This is a genomic window from Burkholderia sp. AU6039 (genome assembly GCF_002223365.1).
Taxonomy (GTDB): Bacteria; Pseudomonadota; Gammaproteobacteria; order Burkholderiales; family Burkholderiaceae; genus Burkholderia.
In genome coordinates, this window is sequence record NZ_NKFK01000004.1 from 563,516 (window position 1) to 583,069 (window position 19,554).

The following is a 19,554-nucleotide window of genomic DNA, read 5'->3' on the forward strand; positions in this document are numbered from 1 at the left end:
CATCGCACCGCGCTCAATTTGGATTTTTCTGGCCCGTACTACGCGCGGAGTCACAACCATCCCGCTGGAATCAATCGACAACATCCAATACCCTCCGGTTTGATTACGGTATATCGCCTTGAGCTTTCCGCCTATCGCTTACGTTCAGTTCTCCGGAAGTCATGCGCACCTGCTCACTCGACTCTTCACGATAGCTCGGTGAATTGCCGCGCACCCCATTTCCGTTCAACCGCTGCGCGGTACAGCATCGCCAGCGTGATCGATTCCCGTTCGAGAGCGTGCGGTTTTCGGAGCACCCATCGGCGGAACAATGAATAGAGGCCTCTTCGCCCTCCATCAGGAAATACCGGTGAAAATCGAAGTCGCCGGCATCGACGGAAAAACGCTCGAAAAAGCGACCCATGAAATCGTCTGCTTCGTCGCCGGTCCGGCCAAGATCCTCCCAAAGCCTCGTGGCGACGAACAATGGCGTCGATTTGCCAAGCCCTACCTCTGCTCTGACGAAGACCTCGATCTCATCCCAACGCACGTTTTCCATCAAAACACCTTGCCCTCTGGATTGAAAGGCGGTTGTAGCCGGCGAATCGCGCCATGCATCCGCGGCTTGCTGTCGCCGCCGGCTCAGACAGGCGTGTCACGTTGAGGCCCGTCGGAAAAGCTTCGTCACACAATGCAAAGTTTCGGTGCCGCCCATACCTACTTCAACCGAGTTGTATTTGAACGCCCTCGCCCGCCCGCTCGCCCTCGCATCGACTGCCTCAAATGCAACAAGGCCGGTGCACGTCAATGCACCGGCCTTGTTGTACAGCTTCCGCCCTCGCCGCGTTACTTCACCGGCGGCTTGTACGCGATGCAGTCGACCTCGACCTTGCAGTCGATGACCATGCTCGACTGCACGCACGCGCGTGCCGGCGGATGCTCGCCGAAGTACGAAATGAACACCTTGTTGAACGACGCGAAATCGCGCGCGTCGTCGAGCCACACGCCGCAGCGCACGACGTGCTCGAGGCCGTAGCCGGCTTCCTTCAGGATCGCGATCACGTTCTCGATCGTCTGCTTCGACTGCGTGACGATGCCGCCTTCGACGACCTCGCCGTTCACCATCGGCGTCTGGCCCGACACGTACAGCCAGCCGTCGGCCTCGACCGCGCGTGCGAACGGCATCACCTGGCCGCCCGTGCCCTTCGCTTCGCCTACGCCATATCGCTTCATCGTTTCTCTCCTTGTTTGTCGGCCGGAGCCGGCGCTTCAGCGCCTGCTCCGGCCCCATGCAACGCACGGTTACGGATGCGCGCACCGACGACGGCGCGCGCGGCAGATCGGAACAACCACCGCGTTCAGAACGCGGCGTCGGCACTCGCCGGCACGCGCTCGCCGCGGGCGACGAAGCCGCCGGCGCGCTCGCCGGTCGGCTGACCGTTTTCATAAGTGAGCACGCCGTTCACCCACACGGCGTCGATCCCGTGCGCGGGCTGCTGCGGCTTCTCGAACGTCGCGGCGTCGATCACGCTCGCCGGGTCGAACAGCACGAGATCCGCGTGGTAGCCCACGTGCACCTCGCCGCGCCGCGCGATCCCGTAGCGGCGCGCGGACAGCGATGTCATCTTGCGGATCGCTTCCTCGAGCGGCAGCAGGTTCGTGTCGCGCACGTAATGGCCGAGCACGCGCGGGAACGCGCCCCACAGCCGCGGGTGCGGCAGCGGATCGTTCGGCAGGCCGTCGGAGCCGACCATCGTCGCGGGATGCGACAGGATCCGGCGCACGTCGTCCTCGGACATGTTGTGGTACACCGCGCCCGCCGGGCGGATGCGCTGCGCGGCTTCCTGCTCGGTCACGCCCCACTCGGCCGCGATCGCCTTCAGCAGCTTGCCCGCCACTTCCGGGTGCGGCTCGGACCACGTGATCGTGATGTCGATGTCGCCCGTCACCTGCTTCAGGTCGAGCGTCGACGAGCTGCGGCTGTACGGATAGCAGTCGCAGCCGACCGGCTGGTAGCGGCGCGCGCCTTCGAGCGACGCGAGCACCTCGGTGCTGCGCCCCCAGTTCGACGGGCCCGCGCACTTCAGGTGCGAGATCACGACCGGCACGCGCGCATGGCGGCCGACCTGGTACGCCTCTTCCATCGCATCGAGGATCGCGTCGAACTCGGTGCGCATGTGCGTGGTGTACAGCGCGCCCGCATTCGCGAGCGGCTCGGCGAGCGCCATCACCTCTTCGGCCGGCGCCGCGAACGCGGAGCCGTACGCGAGACCCGACGACAGGCCGAGCGCGCCGTTCGCGAGCGCCTCCTCGAGCTGCGCGCGCATGCCGGCGATCTCGCCGTCGGTCGCCGCGCGGTCGAGGCGGTCCATCTGGTTGTTGCGCAGCGCCGTGTGGCCGACGAGCGCCGCGACGTTTACGGCCGGACGCGCGCCGTTCACGGCCGCGACGTAGTCGGCGAAGGTCGGGTACTGGAACGCACCGCGCTCGCCGAGCAGGTTCATCGGATCGGGCGGATCGCCCGCGAGCGTCACCGGCGATGCGCTGATCCCGCAGTTGCCGACGATCACGGTCGTCACGCCCTGCGAGATCTTCGGGATCATCTCCGGTGCGCGGATCACGTGCGTGTCGTCGTGCGTGTGCACGTCGACGAAGCCCGGCGCGAGCGCGCGGCCGTTCGCATCGACGACGTTCTCGGCCAGCCAGTTCGACAGGTTGCCGATCGCCGCGATCAGGCCGTTGCGGATCGCGACGTCGCGCGTGACGGGCGGCGCGCCGGTACCGTCGTAAAGCTGCGCGCCGACGATCAGCGTATCGGCGGCTTCGGGATGCGAATGCATGGTCAGTCTCCTACCGGTTGACGGTCTCCGCCGCCGCGATGCGCATCGAGCGCGTGCTTGATGCGACGCAGCGATTCTCGGCCCGCATCGCCGAGCCGCAATGCGACTCCGGTGACGAGCACGTCGATCGCCATCATCATCGCGTAGCGCGATGTCGACGGCTTGTAAATGAAATCGGTTTCGAACGCGACGACCGGGATCAAGTGGTCGGCCAGCTTCGCGAGCGGCGATGCCGGCGCGGTGATCGCGATCAGCTTCGCGCCGTAGCGCTTCGCGAGCCGGCAGCTCTCGAGCAGCTCGGGCACGCGCCCGCTCACCGACAGCGCGACGACGACGGTGTCGCGCGACAGCGTCGCGGCCACCATCCGCTGCAGCACGCTGTCCTGGTAGCTCGCGACCGGCCGGCCGAAGCGCACGAGCCGGAAGCGCAACTCGTCGGCGAGCGCGGTCGAGCCGCCGCCCTGCCCGTACACGTAGGTCATCTTTGCGGCGGCGAGCAGGTCGGCCGCTGCCTCGAACGACGTATTGCGCAGCAACTGATGGTTGTGCGCGAGCGCGACGCGGATCTCGTCGTAGACCATCGACGCGGGGCTCGTGTCGTCGGCCGGCGCGTCGTCGGACGGCACCAGGAAGCGCTGGCCGACGGCCGCCGCCTGCGCGACGAGCACCTTCAGTTCGCGCACGTCGCGGCAGCCGACCGCCTTCGCGAAACGCGTGACCGTCGCGACGCTGACCTCCGCGTCGCGTGCCAGCGCGCCGATGCTCGCATGCGCGGCGCGCGCCAGGTCGGCGAGGATGAACGCGGCGACCTTGCGCTCGGCTTCGCGCAGCTCGGGCGCACATTCGGCGATCCGCGCGACGATGTCGAGCACCGGCGGAGCGGCCGGCGCCGGATGAAGCTCGGCTGCGAGCGGGGCGGACGGGGTGGCGGGCGTATTCATCTGCAAAAAGGGGCGAAGCTCGAGGGCGCGAAGCTCGATGTTACTAAATAACATCACCGCGCCGATGCTACTTTCTGTACCATCGGCGTGTCAACTTCAGTGCAATGCATAGTGATGATGGAGCGGGATGACATGAAAGTTACAAACTATCAGGAAGCGACGATCGATCCGTTCGGCAAGGGCCTCGGCAATCTGCCCAGCGCGAGCGTGCCGCTCGGCGAAGCAGGCCGTCTCGAGTGGAACCTGCTTGCGGAAGACGTCAGCCTGCCGGCCGCCGTGCTTTACGAGGACCGCATCGAACACAACCTGAACTGGATGCAGGCCTTCGTGCAGAAGTACGGCGTCAAGTTCGCGCCGCACGGCAAGACGACGATGGCGCCGCAACTGTTCCGCCGCCAGCTCGACGCCGGCGCGTGGGGCATCACGCTCGCGACCGCGCACCAGACGCAGGCCGCGTACCACGGCGGCGTGCGGCGCGTGCTGCTCGCGAACCAGCTGGTCGGCCGCCAGAACATGACGATCATCGCCGGGCTGCTGTCCGACCCCGACTTCGAATTCTTCTGCCTCGTCGATTCGGCGGAGAGCGTCGACCAGCTCGGCCGCTTCTTCGGTGCGCTGAAGAAGCCGCTGAACGTGCTGCTCGAGCTCGGCGTGCCGGGCGGCCGCGCGGGCGTGCGCGATGCCGCGCAACGCGAGGCCGTGCTCGCCGCGATCGCGCGCTATCCGGACACGCTGAAGCTGGCCGGCATCGAACTCTACGAAGGCGTGCTGAAGGAAGAAGGCGAGATCCGCACGTTCCTGCAGGAAGCGGTCGCGCTCACGCGTGAGCTCGCCGAAGCAGGCCGCTTCGCGCGTACGCCGGCGATCCTGTCCGGCGCGGGTTCTGCGTGGTACGACGTGGTCGCGGAGGAATTCGCGAAGGCGTCGAACGCCGGCTTCGCGGAAGTCGTGCTGCGTCCGGGCTGCTACCTGACGCACGACGTCGGCATCTACAAGAAGGCGCAGACCGACGTGTTCGCGCGCAACCCGATCGCACGCACGATGGGCGAAGGGCTGCTGCCCGCGCTGCAGCTGTGGGCGTATGTGCAGTCGGTGCCGGAGGCGGATCGCGCGATCGTCGCGCTCGGCAAGCGCGACGCGGCGTTCGACGCGGGGCTGCCGGAGCCGGCGCGCCACTTCCGCCCGGGCCGCGACACCGCGCCGCGCGACGTCGCCGCCACCGAAGGCTGGGCCGTCACCGGAATGATGGACCAGCACGCATACCTGCAGATCCCGCCGGGCGCGGACGTAAAAGTGGGCGACATGGTCGCGTTCGACATCTCGCACCCGTGCCTGACGTTCGACAAGTGGCGCCAGGTGCTCGTGCTCGATCCGCAGTTCAGCGTGACGGAAGTCGTCGAAACCTTCTTCTGACGCCCGTCGCGCACAACGTGCACCACCGCCCCGCCGCTCGCGCGGGGCGGCCGTCACGCGCGCTTCAAGCGGCCGGAGTACACTGCGCTTTCGTCCTCGGGGCCCTCAGGCGGGCGTGGCACTTGCCTGTCGCGCGGGCCCTCAACGCAGCTCCACTGGAGAAAGCCATGGCCGCGAAGAAGATCCTGTTCCTGACCGGCGATTTCGCCGAAGACTACGAAACGATGGTGCCGTTCCAGGCGCTGCAGGCCGTCGGCCACCACGTCGATGCAGTCTGCCCGGGCAAGCGCGCGGGCGACAAGATCAAGACCGCGATCCACGATTTCGAGGGCGACCAGACCTACACCGAGAAGCCCGGCCACCAGTTCACGCTGAACGCGGCGTTCGACGACGTCGACGCATCGCGCTACGACGCGCTCGCGATCGCGGGCGGCCGCGCGCCCGAATACCTGCGACTCGATCCGAAGGTGATCTCGCTCGTGCGCGAGTTCGCCGAAGCCGGCAAGCCGATCGCGGCGATCTGCCACGCGGCGCAACTGCTCGCGGCCGCCGACGTGATCCGCGGCAAGCGCATCTCGGCCTACCCGGCCTGCGCACCCGAGGTGAAGCTCGCCGGCGGCGAATACGCGGACATCCCGGTCGATGCGGCCGTGACCGACGCGCCGTTCGTCACCGCGCCCGCGTGGCCCGCGCATCCGGCCTGGCTCGCGCAGTTCCTCGCGCTGCTGGGCACGCGCATCGAGCTTTGAACCCGCTTCTGACCGACAGTGAATTGAGATGAGATGAAGGGCCGGGCCGGCGGCGGATGCGCGCCGCCCTGCCCCGCGCTTCAGCGCGCGGCCGGCGTCGAGCCGACGTCCGCGATCCGCGACTCCAGCATCGCCAGCGCGCCCGACAGCGCAGTCAGCACGTCGTCCGGCAATTGCGCCATCGTCTGTTCGAGAAATGCCTTGCGGCGCGGCAGGCACGCGTCGAACGCGGCGCGGCCGTCGTCCGTCAGCGTCACGTTGGTCACGCGATTGTCGCGTGCGTCGGATTCGCGCTGGATCCAGCCGAGCGCGTCGAGCGACTTCAACTGGCGCGTGAGCGCGCCCGGATCGACGCGCAGCACTTCGACGAGCTTCTTCTGCGACGAATGGCCGCCCATCGTGTGCAACGCGACCATGATGCGCCAGCGCGGCATCGGTTGCCCGACGTGCGCCTCGAACGCGGTCATGAATGCGCGATACGTGCGTCCGAATTGCTGCAAGATCGCGACGCGGTCCTGTTCTTCCATGCGCTCAGTTCTACTCGTTCAATCGTTCAGTCGGCCGCGACATGCGGTTCGATCTTGTGCCGCAGCGCGATCGGCGGCACCCGGCGGCACTGCCACACCGACACCACGGCGACGACCGCCGCCATCGCGACGCCCAGGTGAATCGCGCCGACGAGCGATTCGCGGGCCGCTTCCAGCAGCAGCGCGCCATTATGCCCGGCGCGCGTCAGCTCCGCGACGAGACCACCCTGCGCGGTGCGATCGATCAGGATCTGCGGATCGGCGAGCTGCGCATGCCATTGCATCGCATGGTCGGCCGACAGCGCATTGCGCACGCCGCTCGAATACATCTGGTTGACGAGCGTGCCGGTGAGCGCGGTGCCGACCATCCCGCCAACCATCCGCAGCGACTGCAGCAACGCCGTCGCGATGCCGAGATGCTCGCGGCCGGCCGTCTGCTGCGCGAAGACGGTGAGGTTCGGCAGCACGAAGCCGAGCCCGATGCCGCCCGCGACCATCAGCGCCATCAGCAGCCACTTCGGCGTCGTGTGGGTCGACACGACGATGCCCGCGCAGGTGATCGCGAACAGCACGAAGCCGACGTGCAGCATCGCGTTCGGATTGCGGATGCGCGTGACGACCCGGCCGTTCATGATGCTGCCGATCGTGATGAACACGACGAGCGGCGTGATCACGAGCCCCGCCTCCTTCGGCGACATCCCGAACCCGCCCTGGAACAGCAGCGGCGCGTAGAACAGCAACGAGAACATCGAGAAGCCGGCGAGGATCGCCAGCACGAAGAGTGCCGACAGCGCGCGGTTGCCGAACATGTCGAACGGCAAGATCGGCTGCGCGCAACGCTTCTCCCAGTGCCACAGGCCGAAACCGGCCGCGACCGCGACGACGAGCAGCAGCGACGCCCAGCTCGCGACGCCGTACTTCGGCAGCCATTCGACGAACAGCTGCAGCGCGCCGAGCGACAGCGCGATCAGCAGCGCGCCCGGCCAGTCGAGCCGCATCTTGCGATCGTGCTCGACGTGGCGCAGGTGCGGCAGGTAGCGCCACACGAACAGCAGCGACAGCAGGCCGACCGGCAGGTTCACGTAGAACACCGAACGCCAGCCGAACGACTGGGTCAGCACACCGCCGAGCGACGGCCCGACCGCGTTCGCGATGCCGAACGCGGAGCTCATCAGCACCTGCCAGCGCAGCCGCACGACGGAATCGGGGAACAGGTCGGGAATGCACGCGAACGCGGTGCCGACCAGCATCCCGCCGCCGATCCCCTGCAGCCCGCGCGCGAGCACGAGCATCAGCATGTCGTTCGCCATCCCGCACAGCACGGACGCGCCGGTGAACACGACGATCGACGCGATGACGAATGGCTTGCGGCCGTAATAGTCGCCGAGCCGGCCGAAGATCGGCACCGTGATCACGGAACTGAGCAGGTACGAGGTCGCGACCCACGCGTACAGGTCGAAACCGCGAAGCTCGGCGACGATGGTCGGCAACGCGGTGCCGACGACGGTCTGGTCGAGCGCGACCAGCATGGTGACAAATGAGATCCCGATCATCGCCAGCAGCGATTCGCGGAACGGCAGGACTTGCCCGCTCGAATGGTGGGCGGCAGTATGGACGGCCATTTTTTGTTGGCGCAACTTTTGACGAGTCAAACAATCTCAAAATTCTAGCACGCCGGAGTAATCTAGGCTGGCGACGGTCAAACTCGCTCAGACCGCCAAGGAGAAAGATGGAACCGATTTCAATCACCCCCGCGACCACGCTGTCCCAGGAGGATCGGGACGCGCTGTGGCGCGCGAAGCAGGTGCTGGAAAGCCCGTCGCTGACGATGAAGCTGACGGGCATGCTCGGCGCGCCGGTCGAGAAAATGATCGCCCGGCTGCCGGATTTCGCGACCGGCAAGATCAACGACGCGACGCAGCTCGCGCTGCGCAAGTGCCTGAACATCGCGCTGCGCACGCTCGGCAAGCCGCCCGGGCCGGACGCCGAACCCGACAAGCCGAGCAACCTGCTGCACAAGCTCGCGGTGGCAACGACCGGCGCGGCGGGCGGCGCATTCGGCTTTCTCGCGCTGCCGGTCGAGCTGCCGGTGACGACGACGCTGATCTTCCGCTCGGTGTGCGACATCGCGCGCAGCGAGGGCGAAGACCTGGGCTCGGTCGATACGCAGTTGCAATGCCTGGCCGTGCTCGGCATGGGCGGCAACCCGGACAAGCAGGAAGAGGACGCCGATCTCGGCTATTTCGTGCTGCGCGGCGCGCTCGCGCAGGCGATTTCGAAGGCGTCGTCGGACATCACGACGAAGGGTATCGCCGCGCATAGCTCGGCGGCCGTGTTCAAGCTCGTGCAGACGGTGGCGTCGCGCTTTTCGGTACAGGTGACCGAGCAGATGGCCGCGAAGTCGATTCCGGCGATCGGCGCCGTGCTCGGCGCGACCGTCAATACGCTGTTCATCGACCACTTCCAGCAGATGGCGCACGGCCACTTCACCGTGCGCCGGCTCGAGCGCAAGTACGGCTCGGTGGCCGTCAAGGCCGCCTATCAGGCAATCGACGCCTCGCCGGCACGCTGAACCGCACGCTCGACCGCGACGCGGCGCAGGAACGCGGCCGCGCGGTCGAGCGCGTCACGCGCTTCCGGCACCATCGGCGCGTACAGCTGCCACACGTGCGGCATGTCGGGCCACACTTCGATCTCCACCGCGACCCCGGCAGCCTTCGCCTTCTCGGCGACGCGGCGCGAATCGTCGAGCAGCACCTCGGTGCTGCCGACCTGGATATACAGCGGCGGCAGCCCCGCGAAATCCGCATAGAGCGGCGATGCGTACGGATTCGTGCCCGGCTCGTCGCCCAGGTACAGCTTCGCGGCCTTCGGCAGCGCCGCGCCGGCGAACATCGGATCGGCGCCGTCGTTCGTGCGCAGCGTCGCGCCGGTGGCGGCCAGGTCGGTCCACGGCGAGAACAGGATCGCGCCAGCCGGCAGCGGCTCGCCGCGGTCGCGCAGCGCGACGAGCGTCGCGAGCGCGAGGCCACCGCCCGCCGAATCGCCGCCGAGCACGATCGACTCGGGCGGCGTGCCGAGTGCCAGCAGTTGCCGGTACGCGGCCAGCGCATCGTCGAGTGCGGCCGGGAAGCGGTGCTCGGGCGCCAGCCGGTAGTCGAGCGAGAACGAGCGCACGCCCGCGCGCTTCGTCAGGCCGAACACGAGCGGACGGTGGGTCTTCGTCGAACAGAAGTAATAGCCGCCGCCATGGAAGTACAGCAGCGTGCGGCCAGGGCCTCGGCCCGCCACCGAGTCGGTGCGTTCGAGCCATTCGCCGCGCAGCGGCGCGTCGCCCGGGCCATGGCACTGGCGCAGCCGGTAGCCCGACGGCGCACGGCGCGGCACGACCATCCGCAGGTCGGTAAAGCGCCGTGCACGGGCAGGATCGAGCACCTCGCGCGTGGTCTCGGGACGGAACTGCCAGCGCAGCAGCCAGCAGGCGAACTTGCTTTGCCAACTCATCGGACGCACTCCGTAATCGCAGTGTGACGATGGTACGTGCGATCGTTCCCGCACCACTCGACAGGTGCCTCTACTTGACATCCTCCCGCGCCTGAAGGCTCGGGATTCCTACCGCGTTTGAAACGATGATGCTTGTCTCAGATCGCCTCGGCGGGTTCCTGCTTCACGGAGCTGCCCGACTGCACCGGCTCTCCACAGGCTGCAACGCGGTGCCCCCGCGCCAGTATGTTGATCGCACCAACCACATCGGCATGGCCCTCATGCCCGCACCCGACGCAGCGGAATGCCGCCTGCGTCTGCCGGTTTCCGGCGCTCACGGATCAAACGCCGGCACTCAGTTCGCCGGCATCACCTGGCCGCGGATCTCGCCGGCCGGGTGCTCCTTCGTATGGACGTTGAAATACCACTTGCCGCCCATCAGGTCGGTGACCTGCGCGTCGGTGAGTTCCTTCGAGCCCTTGATCGGGCTCGCCAGCTCCTCCTTCGGGATCGGCACCTGCACGCCCGCGTTCTGGCCGACCGGCGCCGGCCCGTGGAAGTGCGCGGCGGTGGCCGGCCCCGTGAGGTGTTCGTAAGTGACCTTCCACTGCAGCATGTGCGTGGCCGTGTCGTAGGTGGCCTCGACGTCGCCCGAGCCCTTGGTCGCCGTGGGCGGCACTTCACTCGACGGCTGGAGATTGGCGGACAGGCGCACCGTTTCGGCGGCGGCGCTGCCGGCAGCCAGCACGCCCGCGAGTAACGCGACCTGGAGCAAACGCAGCTTGAGCATGGACTCTCCTTGTACGACGTTGTACGCCGCCCGAGCGGGGGCGCCAGATAGGATGGTAGTCGATCGCCGCCGGTCCGGGAGTCGACCGAACGGCCATGCAGCGAATCGCCGCACCGCGCCCGGCCGGCCCGCTCGCGCGGCCCACGGCGCGTCAGTCTGCATCAAGCTGGAATGGACCTTTGCAGCCGGATGACTGAATCGGCGCGCAGCCTTTCGCTACACTTCGTCTCACAGTTGCTTGTTTCCTTCGTCCGAAGGAGTCTGCGAGTATTCACGCGGCCGCCCGGCCGCGTTTTTTTTGCGCACGCCGCCGTCGGATCCGGTTCACCCCGTATCAGGCATGACGATGCGAGCGCACCGCTTCACGTCACGCGCGATAGCCCGGATCGATGCGATCGACGATCCGCTGCAGCGCGTCGAACGCGTCCTGCCCCGCGCCATGCTTCGGATCGAAATTCAGCGAATCGCGCACGCACCCTTCGAGCACCGGCGGCGCGATCGGCAACGCGTCGCCGATCGCATGCGTGGCGACCTGCACCTCGCATGCACGATTGAGCAGCCACATCAGCGAGAACGTCTGCGCGAGCGTCGCGCCGATCGTCACGGGCCCATGGTTGCGCAGCAGCAGCACGGGCCGCCCGCCTGCACTTTCGACGATGCGCCGCCCCTCTTCGAGATGCACGGTGATGCCCTCAAAGTCGTGATACGCGATCTTCCCGTACAGCTGCGCCGAATAGAAATTGGAGAACGACAGCCCGTCGCGCGAACAGCACACGGCCATCGTCGGCGTCGTATGCACGTGCATCACGCAGTGCGCATCGGGCAGCGCCGCATGGATCGCGCTGTGGAACGTGAAGCCGGCCGGGTTGATCGGCCAGTCGGAATGACCGATCACGTTGCCGTCGATGTCGATCTTCACGAGGTTCGACGCGCACACCTCGCGGTAATGGAGCCCGAACGGGTTGATCAGGAAATGCCCGTCCTCGCCCGGCACGCGCAGCGAGATATGGTTGTAGATCAGCTCGGTCCAGCCGAGGTGATCGAAGATGCGGTAGGCGGCCGCGAGCTGCACCCGCGCCTGCCATTCGGCTTCGGAGAAGCGCGCGGGGCGCATGAACGGCTGGTTCGGTACACGTTGCATGGGGAACTCCGGTTGCGACGGCGCGCGGCCACGGCGAGCGGCGGCGCGCATCGTCCATCGTCTGCCGGCGCCGTTCCGACCCGCATTGTGCGAACGGCCCGGCGGCGCCCTTCACGATTCATATATCGTTGCGCGCACAACCTTATCACCTTTCCCCGCGCACCGGTATCGCGGGTTTTGCCGGAGCCGTTGCCGCCCTTACAACTGGTCGTCGACCGGCAGCAGCGTGAAGATGCCCGTCATCACGTTGCGCAGCAGCCCCGCATGCGGGTCGACGTGATAGGTGGCGGCCTGACCGCCTTCGGTGCCCGTCCATTCGAGCGCGGGCGGGCTGCCGTCGGTCCGCTTCGCGAGCATGACGCGGTAGCTTTCGTCCGGCTGCGTCACGCGCGCGAAGATCGCCGCGGCCTGCTGCGCGAGCACCGGGCTATGGACCACGAGCGCGAGCTCGGTGTTCAAGTACGCGGAACGCGGGTCGAGATTCAGCGAACCGATCACGACGATTTGCCGGTCGATCACGTACGCCTTCGCATGCAGGCTCGCGCGCGAGCGCGAACCGAACAGCCGCGCGGGCTGCTGGTCCGGCTGCGACTTGAATTCGTACAGCTCGACGCCGCGCTGCAGCAACGGCACGCGGTACGGCGCATAGCCGGCCTGCACCGCGACCGCGTCGGTCGCCGCGAGCGAATTCGTGACGATCGCGACGCGCACGCCGCGCGCGACCGTGTCGCCGAGGATCTTCACGCCGGCGTCGTGCGGCACGAAGTACGGCGAAAACGCGAGGAATTCCTTCTGCGCGCCGCGCGTCAGCTCAGCCAGGCGTTGCATCGGCGGGCTCACGTACGTGCCGGTCGGCCGCGCGACCTTGTCCGGCGCATCGACCTTGAATTCGGCAGGCGCCCACACGAGTTCGAGTTCGTCGCGCGCGATCTGCCGTGCGAGCGGCGTCGCGTTCAGCGGCTTCGCGTTGTACGGATCGGCATTCTTTCGCCAGTGGTCGCGCAACTCGTCGCGCATCGCGTCGAGATCCTTCGGATCGAATGTCTGCTGATTCAGCACGCGCAACGGATAGCTGCTCGCGCTCGCCCAGTAGTCGTCGAAGCTCTTCGAGATGTCGCTCGTCACGGGGCCGGCGGCCAGCACGTCGAGATCGCGGAACTGCAGTGTCGGGCTCGCACTGAAGTATTCGTCGCCGAGATTGCGGCCGCCGACGATCGCGAGCTGGTTGTCCGCGATCATCGCCTTGTTGTGCATCCGGCGCGTGAAGCTGTCGATCCGCGTGAAGAAGTTGGCCGTGCGCTCGACCATGCCGCGCTGCGATGCGCCGAACGGGTTGAACACGCGGATCTCGATGTTCTGGTGCGTGTTGAGCGCGGCCATCACGCGATCGATATCGTGGAAGTTCAGGTCGTCGACCAGCATCCGCACGCGCACGCCGCGATCGGCCGCGTACAGCGCCGCGGCGAGCAGCAGCTTGCCGGTCGTGTCCTCGGTCGCGATGTAGTACTGCATGTCGAGCGTCTTCGTCGCCGCCCGCGCGAGCGCGATGCGCATCTGCAGCGCGGTGGCGCCATCGGCCAGCAGCCGGAAGCCCGACTGCCCCGGATGCGCGGCTTCCGGCGCGGCTAGCGCATCGCGCAACGGTGTCGCGATATCGGCCGACAACGCGTGGGAGACGGGGCGATCGAGCGAGGTGGCGGGCGGATGCGTCGCGCACGCGGCGAGCGGCAGCAGCGCGCAGACGACCAGCGCGCGGGCCTGGCGGCAGGCGGCGCGCCACGACAGCGCGGCCGGTGCGCGCCGGATCAAAGAGGTGAACACGGAAACTTCCTCGACTGGCGGAACAAAAGTCCCGCATGCGCCGCGGCGCGCGGCTGGCGCGCGGTTCCGGCCGATTCTAGTGGGCGCCCGATGAACCGGTCAATCGCGCAGGCCGCCGCCGGCAGCTTCAGCCCACGGATGGCCGCCCGCCTGCCGGGCACCGATGCCCCGCCGCTCCGGAGTCGCCCGCCGGACGGGTCACGCGCCAAAGCGGCCCAACCAATTTCATGCTCCATCGCCGCTGCGCTCGAAATGGCTGCGCACATAGTCGATATGCGTCTGCATCGCGGTGCGCGCCTCCTCGGGCCGTTGCGCGCAGATCGCGTCGCACACGACGTGGTGCTGCAGCAACAGCAGCTCGGACGCCTGCTCGTCGTGCGTCGTCATGCCCGCCACGTTGATCGAGATGTGCTCGCGCAGCATCCCGATCACGCTGGTATGCAGGTGCAGGAACATCGTGTTGTGCGACGCGAGCGCAATCGCCTCGTGCAGCTTCGCGTCGGTCGCGGCTTCGACGGCCGCGGCGCCGTTCGCGTGCGCGGTTTCGAGCTCGCGCAGCAGCGCCCGGATCCGGCGCCGGTCGTTCGCATCGGCGCGCAGCGCGGCGAAATAGGCGGTCGCGCCTTCGAGCACGCGGCGGAACTCGAGGATGTCGTCGCGCAGCGCCGGATGATCGGCGACCAGCTGACCCCACGGCGACGCGATCCCGGCACGCAACTGGTCCGTCACGTAGACGCCCGCGCCGCGCCGGCTCTGCAGCAGCCCGCGCGCGACGAGCCGCTGGGTCGCCTCGCGCACCGTATTGCGCGCCACGCCGTATTCCTGCGCAAGCACGCGCTCGGCCGGCAGGCGCGCGCCGGCCGGCCAGGTGCCGTCGAGCAGCGCCGTCTCGATCTTGCGCATCACCACTTCGGTCCGGCCCCGTGCCGTCATCGCTGCCATCGTCGCGTCTCCCCGCGGAATGCCTTCCGCGCCGATTGGCCCAACCAATTTGAGCTGCGGCGCCGTCGCGGGAATTATGCAGCGAAATCGTCGTCCCGCATCCGCATGCCGGGCCGTCGCCTCTGGAGCGAGACATGAACGAAAGGCAGTACCCCGCCGCCGCCGCGCACGTCTACCTGTTCGCGACCTGCCTGGTCGACCTGTTCGTCCCCGAAGCCGGGCTCGACGCGGTCCGCCTGCTGGAACGCGAAGGCCTGACCGTCCACTATCCGCGCGGCCAGAGCTGCTGCGGGCAGCCGGCCTACAGCAGCGGCAATCCCGACGAGGCGCGCCGCGTCGCGGCCGCGCAGCTCGACCTGTTCGCCGAACCGTGGCCCGTGATCGTGCCGTCCGGCTCGTGCGGCGGCATGATCCGGCACCATTGGCCGGCGCTGTTCGCCGACGATCCCGTCCACGGCGCCAAGGCGCGTGCGATCGCGGAACGCACCTACGAACTCACCGAATTCCTCGTACACGTGCTCGACGTGCGGCTCGATGCACTCGCCGCGCCGGCCGGCGCCGACGAGCGCGTGGTGCTGCACACGTCGTGCGCGGCCCGCCGCGAGATGGGCACGCGCGTGCACGGCGGCGCGCTCGTCGACGCGCTGCCGGGCGTGACGCGCATCGATCACGAACGGGAATCCGAATGCTGCGGCTTCGGCGGCACGTTCTCGCTGAAGCATCCCGACATCTCCGGCGCGATGGTGCGCGACAAGGTCGCGTCGGCCTGCGCGACGGGCTGCGACCGGCTCGTGTCCGCCGACTGCGGCTGCCTGCTGAACATCGGCCACGCGGCCGACCAATCCGGCGCGCCGCTGCCCGTCGAGCATCTCGCCAGCTTCCTGTGGCGGCGCACCGCCGGCGCCGCATCGCTGCGCGGAGACAAGTCATGAGCGCGCGCGACGCCATCCTCCAGCGGCTGCGCGCCTCCGCCCCGGGTGTCGCCGCGGGGGCCGCCCCCGCGCTCGACGCTCGCATCGACACGCATTACGACATGCGCCGCATGCAAACCGAAGCGGCACACGATCCGTACACACTTGCCCTCACGATGCAGGCCGCGCTCGCCGCGTCGCACGCGGACGTCTGGTGCGCGACCGGCGACGCATGGCCCGCGCAGCTCGCCGCGCGGCTCGCCGAGGCCGGCGTGCGCCGGCTGCTGCTCGACCCGGCCCGCGCCGAATCCGCGGCGCTCGCCCGCGCGCTGCCCGACACGGTCGTGCCGGTGCCGTTCGACCGGCCGATCGACGCATGGAAGACCGAACTGTTCGACACGATCGACGCGGGCTTCACCGTTGCGCGCTCGGGCATCGCGGCCACCGGCACCGTCGTGCTCGCACCCGATGCCGGCACGCCGCGCACGGTGTCGCTGGTGCCGCCGCTGCATGTCGCGCTCGTCCATGCGAACACGCTGCACCCCGACCTGCACGCGGCCGTGCACGCGGAGCGCTGGCACGCCGGCATGCCGACCAACCTCGTGCTGGTATCGGGCCCGTCGAAGACGTCCGACATCCAGCAGACGCTCGCCTATGGCGCGCACGGCCCGCGCCGCCTGTGGGTCGTGATCGTCACCGAGACGGCCGCCGCCGGCCCGGCCGCCACCGCCAGCGAGGACCGCCCCCAATGAGCGACCACACCGTGCAATTCGTCGCCCCCGGCGACTTCAAGGCCCGCGCGCGCGCCGCGCTCGGCGATCCCGCGCTGCGCACGAGCTTTCGCGGCGCGATGGACTTCCTGCAAGGCAAGCGCGCGACGCAGTTCCCCGACGACACCGAGCTGCAACAGCTGCGCGACCTCGGCGAAGCCGTGCGGCAGCACGCGCTCGCGCAATTGCCCGCACTGCTCGAACGGCTGGAAACGAAGCTCACCGAAGCCGGCGTGCACGTGCACTGGGCCGAAACGGCCGCCGACGCGAACGCAATCGTGCTCGGCATCGCGCAAGCGAAGAAGGCCCGCCGCGTGATCAAGGGCAAGTCGATGGCGAGCGAGGAAATCGACCTGAACCACGCCCTCGCGGAGCACGGCGTCGACTGCATCGAATCCGACATGGGCGAATTCATCGTTCAGCTTGCGGGCGAGAAGCCGTCGCATATCGTGATGCCGGCGATCCACAAGACGCGCGGCGACATCGCCGAGCTGTTCCAAGAGCACATCCCCGGCACACGCTACACCGAGGACGTCGACGAGCTGATCCAGACCGGCCGGCGCGCGCTGCGCCGCGCGTTCGCCGAGGCGGACATCGGCCTGTCCGGCGTGAACTTCGCGGCGGCCGACACGGGCACGCTGTGGCTCGTCGAGAACGAAGGCAACGGCCGCCTGTCGACGACGGTGCCCGACACGCACGTCGCGATCATGGGGATCGAGAAGGTCGTCGAGAAGCTCGAGCACATCGTGCCGCTGTCGAGCCTGCTCACGCGCTCGGCCACCGGCCAGGCGATCACGACCTACTTCAACCTGATCTCGGGCCCGCGCCGCGACGGCGAACGCGACGGCCCGCGCGAGGTGCATCTCGTGCTGCTCGACAACGGCCGCACGCAGGCTTACGCGGACGAGCAGTTGCGCGCGACGCTGCAGTGCATCCGCTGCGGCGCGTGCATGAACCACTGCCCCGTCTATACGCGCATCGGCGGCCACGCCTACGGCACGACCTACCCGGGCCCGATCGGCAAGATCATCTCGCCGCACCTGCTCGGCCTCGACGCGACGGCCGACCTGCCGACCGCATCGACGCTGTGCGGCGCCTGCGGCGAGGTATGCCCGGTGCGGATTCCGATCCCGCAGCTGCTCGTGCGGCTGCGCACCGAAGCGAACCGCAAGCCTGACGAGCCCGTCGCGCATCCGCTGCGCGGCCAGGGCGCGAACTACAACCGCGCGGAAGACCTCGTGTGGCGCTTCTGGTCGGGGGCGTTCGCGCACCCGCGCGCGTACCGCGCGTTCCGCTGGACCGCGACGCGGCTGCGTGCGCTGACACCGGCAAAACAGATGGGCTGGACGCAGCACCGCACGCCGCTCGAACCGGCACCGCGCAGCCTGTCCGACCTGCTGCGCGCACGCGGCCAGCCCGAATAGCCGTTTCGTTTCTCAAGCCGTATCGACAAAAACCTATGGAGGAGACATCCATGCAAGCCTGGCATCAGATCTACACGCCGCTCGGCAGCCTCGGGCTGTCGGCGTTCGTCGCCGCAATCCCGATCATCTTCTTTTTCGTCGCGCTGGCCGCGCTGCGGCTCAAGGGCCACGTCGCCGCGGCGATCACGCTGCTGCTCTCGCTCGGCGTCGCGATCCTCGCGTACGGGATGCCCGTACCGCAGGCGCTCGCGGCGGCCGGCTTCGGCTTCGCGTACGGCATCTGGCCGATCGCGTGGATCATCGTCGCGGCCGTGTTCCTGTACAAGATCGTCGTGAAGACCGGCCAGTTCGACATCATTCGCGCGTCCGTGCTGTCGATCACCGACGACCAGCGCCTGCAGATGCTGCTGATCGGCTTCTCGTTCGGCGCGTTCCTCGAAGGCGCGGCCGGCTTCGGCGCGCCCGTCGCGATCACGGCGGCGCTGCTCGTCGGCCTCGGCTTCAAGCCGCTGCACGCGGCAGGACTGTGCCTGATTGCAAACACGGCACCGGTCGCGTTCGGCGCGATGGGCATTCCGATCATCGTCGCCGGGCAGGTGACGGGCATCGACCCGTTCCATATCGGCGCGATGGCCGGCCGCCAGTTGCCGCTGCTGTCGCTCGCGGTGCCGTTCTGGCTCGTGTTCATGATGGACGGGCTGCGCGGCGTGCGGCAGACCTGGCCGGCCGCGCTCGTCGCGGGCGGCAGCTTCGCGGTGACGCAGTACTTCACGTCGAACCACATCGGGCCCGAGCTGCCGGACATCACGTCATCGCTCGTCAGCCTCGTCGCACTCGCCGCGTTCCTGAAGGTCTGGCAGCCGCGCACCGCGAAGCAGACGGCCGGCGGCCTCGTCGCGTCGGGCGGCGGCGCCGCGCTCGCGGGCTTCGGCGGCGCGGGCTCGCGCAACGGCTTCGGCACCGGCACGAGCCGGCAGGCGTCGCCGTACACGCTCGCGCAGACCGTGCGCGCGTGGTCGCCGTTCCTGATCCTGACGGCCGTCGTCACGGTATGGAGCATCGCGCCGTTCAAGGCGCTGTTCGCCGCGCACGGCGCGCTCGCGTCGACCGTGCTGAAGTTCCATGTGGCGGGGCTCGACCAGCTCGTCGTGAAAACCGCGCCGATCGCCGTGACGCCGAAGGCGCTCGACGCGGTGCTGAAGATCGATCTCGTGTCGGCGGTGGGCAGCGCGATCTTCGTGACCGCGCTGATCTCGATGGCGCTGCTGCGGATGAAGCCGCGCGACGCGCTCGTCACGTTCGGCGAGACGCTGAAGGAACTGACGCGCCCGATCCTGTCGATCGGCCTCGTGCTGGCGTTTGCGTTCGTCGCGAACTATTCGGGGATGTCGTCGACGCTCGCGCTGATGCTGGCCGCGACCGGCGCCGCGTTCCCGTTCTTCTCGCCGTTCCTCGGCTGGCTCGGCGTGTTCCTGACGGGTTCGGACACGTCGTCGAACGCGCTGTTCTGTTCGCTGCAGCAGGCCACGGCCCATCAGCTCGGCGTGCCCGAGACGCTCGCAGTGGCCGCGAACACGACGGGCGGCGTGACCGCGAAGATGATCTCGCCGCAGTCGATCGCGGTCGCCTGCGCGGCGACGGGCCTCGTCGGCAAGGAGTCGGAGCTGTTCCGCTTCACGGTGCGGCACAGCCTGCTGTTCGCGGTGATCGTCGGGTTGATCACGCTCGCGCAGGCGTACGTGCTGCCGGGGATGGTGCCGTAAGCGGCGCCCGCCCCAAAAACAAAACCCCACGCCCGAAAGAGCGTGGGGTTTTTCATGTCG

Annotated in this window: 18 protein-coding genes and 1 pseudogene; 7 read left to right on the plus strand and 12 right to left on the minus strand. The window is 68.4% G+C overall.

All coding sequences use genetic code 11. The features are described from left to right. Positions 1 to 103 precede the first annotated feature (103 nt). The 4 genes from CFB39_RS15275 to CFB39_RS15290 form a co-directional block, all read right to left on the minus strand. A complete protein-coding gene (locus CFB39_RS15275; protein ID WP_256991405.1) occupies positions 104 to 538 on the minus strand; it encodes a DUF1493 family protein in 435 nt (144 codons plus the stop codon). 287 nt (positions 539 to 825) lie between these two features. Next, positions 826 to 1,212, minus strand: a complete 387-nt coding sequence (locus CFB39_RS15280) for a RidA family protein (RefSeq protein WP_069248838.1) — start codon at positions 1,210 to 1,212, stop codon at positions 826 to 828. 125 nt (positions 1,213 to 1,337) lie between these two features. Beyond that, a complete protein-coding gene (locus CFB39_RS15285; protein WP_089473548.1) occupies positions 1,338 to 2,819 on the minus strand; it encodes an amidohydrolase family protein in 1,482 nt (493 codons plus the stop codon). A 2-nt stretch (positions 2,820 to 2,821) separates the two neighbouring features. After that, positions 2,822 to 3,760: a MurR/RpiR family transcriptional regulator gene (locus CFB39_RS15290; protein ID WP_089473549.1), complete on the minus strand. Its 939-nt coding sequence runs from the start codon at positions 3,758 to 3,760 to the stop codon at positions 2,822 to 2,824. Between the two features lie 132 nt (positions 3,761 to 3,892). Here CFB39_RS15290 and CFB39_RS15295 point away from each other — a divergent pair, with 132 nt between their 5' ends. Both CFB39_RS15295 and CFB39_RS15300 read left to right on the plus strand, forming a co-directional pair. Next, complete coding sequence (locus CFB39_RS15295; RefSeq protein ID WP_039360131.1) at positions 3,893 to 5,173, plus strand: amino acid deaminase; 1,281 nt, start codon at positions 3,893 to 3,895, stop codon at positions 5,171 to 5,173. Between the two features lie 167 nt (positions 5,174 to 5,340). Then, complete coding sequence (locus CFB39_RS15300; protein ID WP_021161332.1) at positions 5,341 to 5,922, plus strand: DJ-1/PfpI family protein; 582 nt, start codon at positions 5,341 to 5,343, stop codon at positions 5,920 to 5,922. Between the two features lie 80 nt (positions 5,923 to 6,002). On the opposite strand, the gene CFB39_RS15305 is transcribed toward CFB39_RS15300, so the two are convergent. Together CFB39_RS15305 and CFB39_RS15310 are read right to left on the minus strand one after the other, a co-directional pair. Further along, positions 6,003 to 6,449 (minus strand): MarR family winged helix-turn-helix transcriptional regulator, encoded by a 447-nt coding sequence (locus CFB39_RS15305; protein WP_089426316.1) that lies wholly within the window; start codon positions 6,447 to 6,449, stop codon positions 6,003 to 6,005. 26 nt (positions 6,450 to 6,475) lie between these two features. Further along, entirely contained in the window at positions 6,476 to 8,071 is a 1,596-nt protein-coding gene (locus CFB39_RS15310; protein ID WP_089473550.1) for an MDR family MFS transporter, read from the minus strand. Between the two features lie 107 nt (positions 8,072 to 8,178). On the opposite strand from CFB39_RS15310, the gene CFB39_RS15315 reads away from it, so the two are divergent. Continuing rightward, positions 8,179 to 9,021: an EcsC family protein gene (locus tag CFB39_RS15315; RefSeq protein ID WP_046544431.1), complete on the plus strand. Its 843-nt coding sequence runs from the start codon at positions 8,179 to 8,181 to the stop codon at positions 9,019 to 9,021. Here the strand turns inward: CFB39_RS15315 and CFB39_RS15320 are convergent. From CFB39_RS15320 to CFB39_RS15345, 6 genes and pseudogenes are all read right to left on the minus strand, one after another. Next, a complete protein-coding gene (locus tag CFB39_RS15320) occupies positions 8,991 to 9,953 on the minus strand; it encodes an alpha/beta hydrolase (RefSeq protein WP_089473551.1) in 963 nt (320 codons plus the stop codon). The two genes, CFB39_RS15315 and CFB39_RS15320, sit on opposite strands and share 31 nt — an antisense overlap. Positions 9,954 to 10,090: 137 nt before the next feature. Further along, positions 10,091 to 10,270 (minus strand): annotated as a pseudogene (locus CFB39_RS15325) (zinc ribbon domain-containing protein); the annotation flags it as partial. A 17-nt stretch (positions 10,271 to 10,287) separates the two neighbouring features. Beyond that, on the minus strand, positions 10,288 to 10,722 hold the full coding sequence (locus CFB39_RS15330; protein WP_046544429.1) for a CHRD domain-containing protein: 435 nt from the start codon (positions 10,720 to 10,722) through the stop codon (positions 10,288 to 10,290). A gap of 367 nt (positions 10,723 to 11,089) precedes the next feature. After that, positions 11,090 to 11,863 (minus strand): class II aldolase/adducin family protein, encoded by a 774-nt coding sequence (locus tag CFB39_RS15335; protein ID WP_089473552.1) that lies wholly within the window; start codon positions 11,861 to 11,863, stop codon positions 11,090 to 11,092. A 198-nt stretch (positions 11,864 to 12,061) separates the two neighbouring features. Beyond that, positions 12,062 to 13,684: a phospholipase D family protein gene (locus CFB39_RS15340; protein ID WP_089473553.1), complete on the minus strand. Its 1,623-nt coding sequence runs from the start codon at positions 13,682 to 13,684 to the stop codon at positions 12,062 to 12,064. 225 nt (positions 13,685 to 13,909) lie between these two features. Then, positions 13,910 to 14,626: a FadR/GntR family transcriptional regulator gene (locus CFB39_RS15345; RefSeq protein WP_089473554.1), complete on the minus strand. Its 717-nt coding sequence runs from the start codon at positions 14,624 to 14,626 to the stop codon at positions 13,910 to 13,912. 134 nt (positions 14,627 to 14,760) lie between these two features. Between CFB39_RS15345 and CFB39_RS15350 the strand changes: the two genes are divergently transcribed. Genes CFB39_RS15350 through CFB39_RS15365 form a run of 4 tightly spaced genes read left to right on the plus strand, consistent with a single transcriptional unit; the run spans position 14,761 to position 19,494 of the window. Beyond that, complete coding sequence (locus tag CFB39_RS15350) at positions 14,761 to 15,558, plus strand: (Fe-S)-binding protein (protein ID WP_089473555.1); 798 nt, start codon at positions 14,761 to 14,763, stop codon at positions 15,556 to 15,558. Further along, positions 15,555 to 16,289 (plus strand): lactate utilization protein C, encoded by a 735-nt coding sequence (locus tag CFB39_RS15355; protein WP_089473556.1) that lies wholly within the window; start codon positions 15,555 to 15,557, stop codon positions 16,287 to 16,289. Before CFB39_RS15350 ends, CFB39_RS15355 begins: the two co-directional genes overlap by 4 nt. Next, positions 16,286 to 17,731: a LutB/LldF family L-lactate oxidation iron-sulfur protein gene (locus tag CFB39_RS15360; protein WP_089473557.1), complete on the plus strand. Its 1,446-nt coding sequence runs from the start codon at positions 16,286 to 16,288 to the stop codon at positions 17,729 to 17,731. The genes CFB39_RS15355 and CFB39_RS15360 overlap by 4 nt, the downstream gene beginning before the upstream one ends. 50 nt (positions 17,732 to 17,781) lie before the next feature. Beyond that, positions 17,782 to 19,494, plus strand: coding sequence for a lactate permease LctP family transporter (locus CFB39_RS15365; protein WP_089473558.1), 1,713 nt, complete (start codon positions 17,782 to 17,784; stop codon positions 19,492 to 19,494). The last annotated feature ends 60 nt before the right edge of the window (positions 19,495 to 19,554 follow it).

Bases quoted from the DNA above. Each gene is read 5' to 3' on its own strand.
- CFB39_RS15275 (WP_256991405.1), bottom strand. From the start codon at position 538: ATGGAAAACGTGCGTTGGGATGAGATCGAGGTCTTCGTCAGAGCAGAG.
- CFB39_RS15280 (WP_069248838.1), bottom strand. From the start codon at position 1,212: ATGAAGCGATATGGCGTAGGCGAAGCGAAGGGCACGGGCGGCCAGGTG.
- CFB39_RS15285 (WP_089473548.1), bottom strand. From the start codon at position 2,819: ATGCATTCGCATCCCGAAGCCGCCGATACGCTGATCGTCGGCGCGCAG.
- CFB39_RS15290 (WP_089473549.1), bottom strand. From the start codon at position 3,760: ATGAATACGCCCGCCACCCCGTCCGCCCCGCTCGCAGCCGAGCTTCAT.
- CFB39_RS15295 (WP_039360131.1), top strand. From the start codon at position 3,893: ATGAAAGTTACAAACTATCAGGAAGCGACGATCGATCCGTTCGGCAAG.
- CFB39_RS15300 (WP_021161332.1), top strand. From the start codon at position 5,341: ATGGCCGCGAAGAAGATCCTGTTCCTGACCGGCGATTTCGCCGAAGAC.
- CFB39_RS15305 (WP_089426316.1), bottom strand. From the start codon at position 6,449: ATGGAAGAACAGGACCGCGTCGCGATCTTGCAGCAATTCGGACGCACG.
- CFB39_RS15310 (WP_089473550.1), bottom strand. From the start codon at position 8,071: ATGGCCGTCCATACTGCCGCCCACCATTCGAGCGGGCAAGTCCTGCCG.
- CFB39_RS15315 (WP_046544431.1), top strand. From the start codon at position 8,179: ATGGAACCGATTTCAATCACCCCCGCGACCACGCTGTCCCAGGAGGAT.
- CFB39_RS15320 (WP_089473551.1), bottom strand. From the start codon at position 9,953: ATGAGTTGGCAAAGCAAGTTCGCCTGCTGGCTGCTGCGCTGGCAGTTC.
- CFB39_RS15330 (WP_046544429.1), bottom strand. From the start codon at position 10,722: ATGCTCAAGCTGCGTTTGCTCCAGGTCGCGTTACTCGCGGGCGTGCTG.
- CFB39_RS15335 (WP_089473552.1), bottom strand. From the start codon at position 11,863: ATGCAACGTGTACCGAACCAGCCGTTCATGCGCCCCGCGCGCTTCTCC.
- CFB39_RS15345 (WP_089473554.1), bottom strand. From the start codon at position 14,626: ATGGCAGCGATGACGGCACGGGGCCGGACCGAAGTGGTGATGCGCAAG.
- CFB39_RS15350 (WP_089473555.1), top strand. From the start codon at position 14,761: ATGAACGAAAGGCAGTACCCCGCCGCCGCCGCGCACGTCTACCTGTTC.
- CFB39_RS15355 (WP_089473556.1), top strand. From the start codon at position 15,555: ATGAGCGCGCGCGACGCCATCCTCCAGCGGCTGCGCGCCTCCGCCCCG.
- CFB39_RS15360 (WP_089473557.1), top strand. From the start codon at position 16,286: ATGAGCGACCACACCGTGCAATTCGTCGCCCCCGGCGACTTCAAGGCC.
- CFB39_RS15365 (WP_089473558.1), top strand. From the start codon at position 17,782: ATGCAAGCCTGGCATCAGATCTACACGCCGCTCGGCAGCCTCGGGCTG.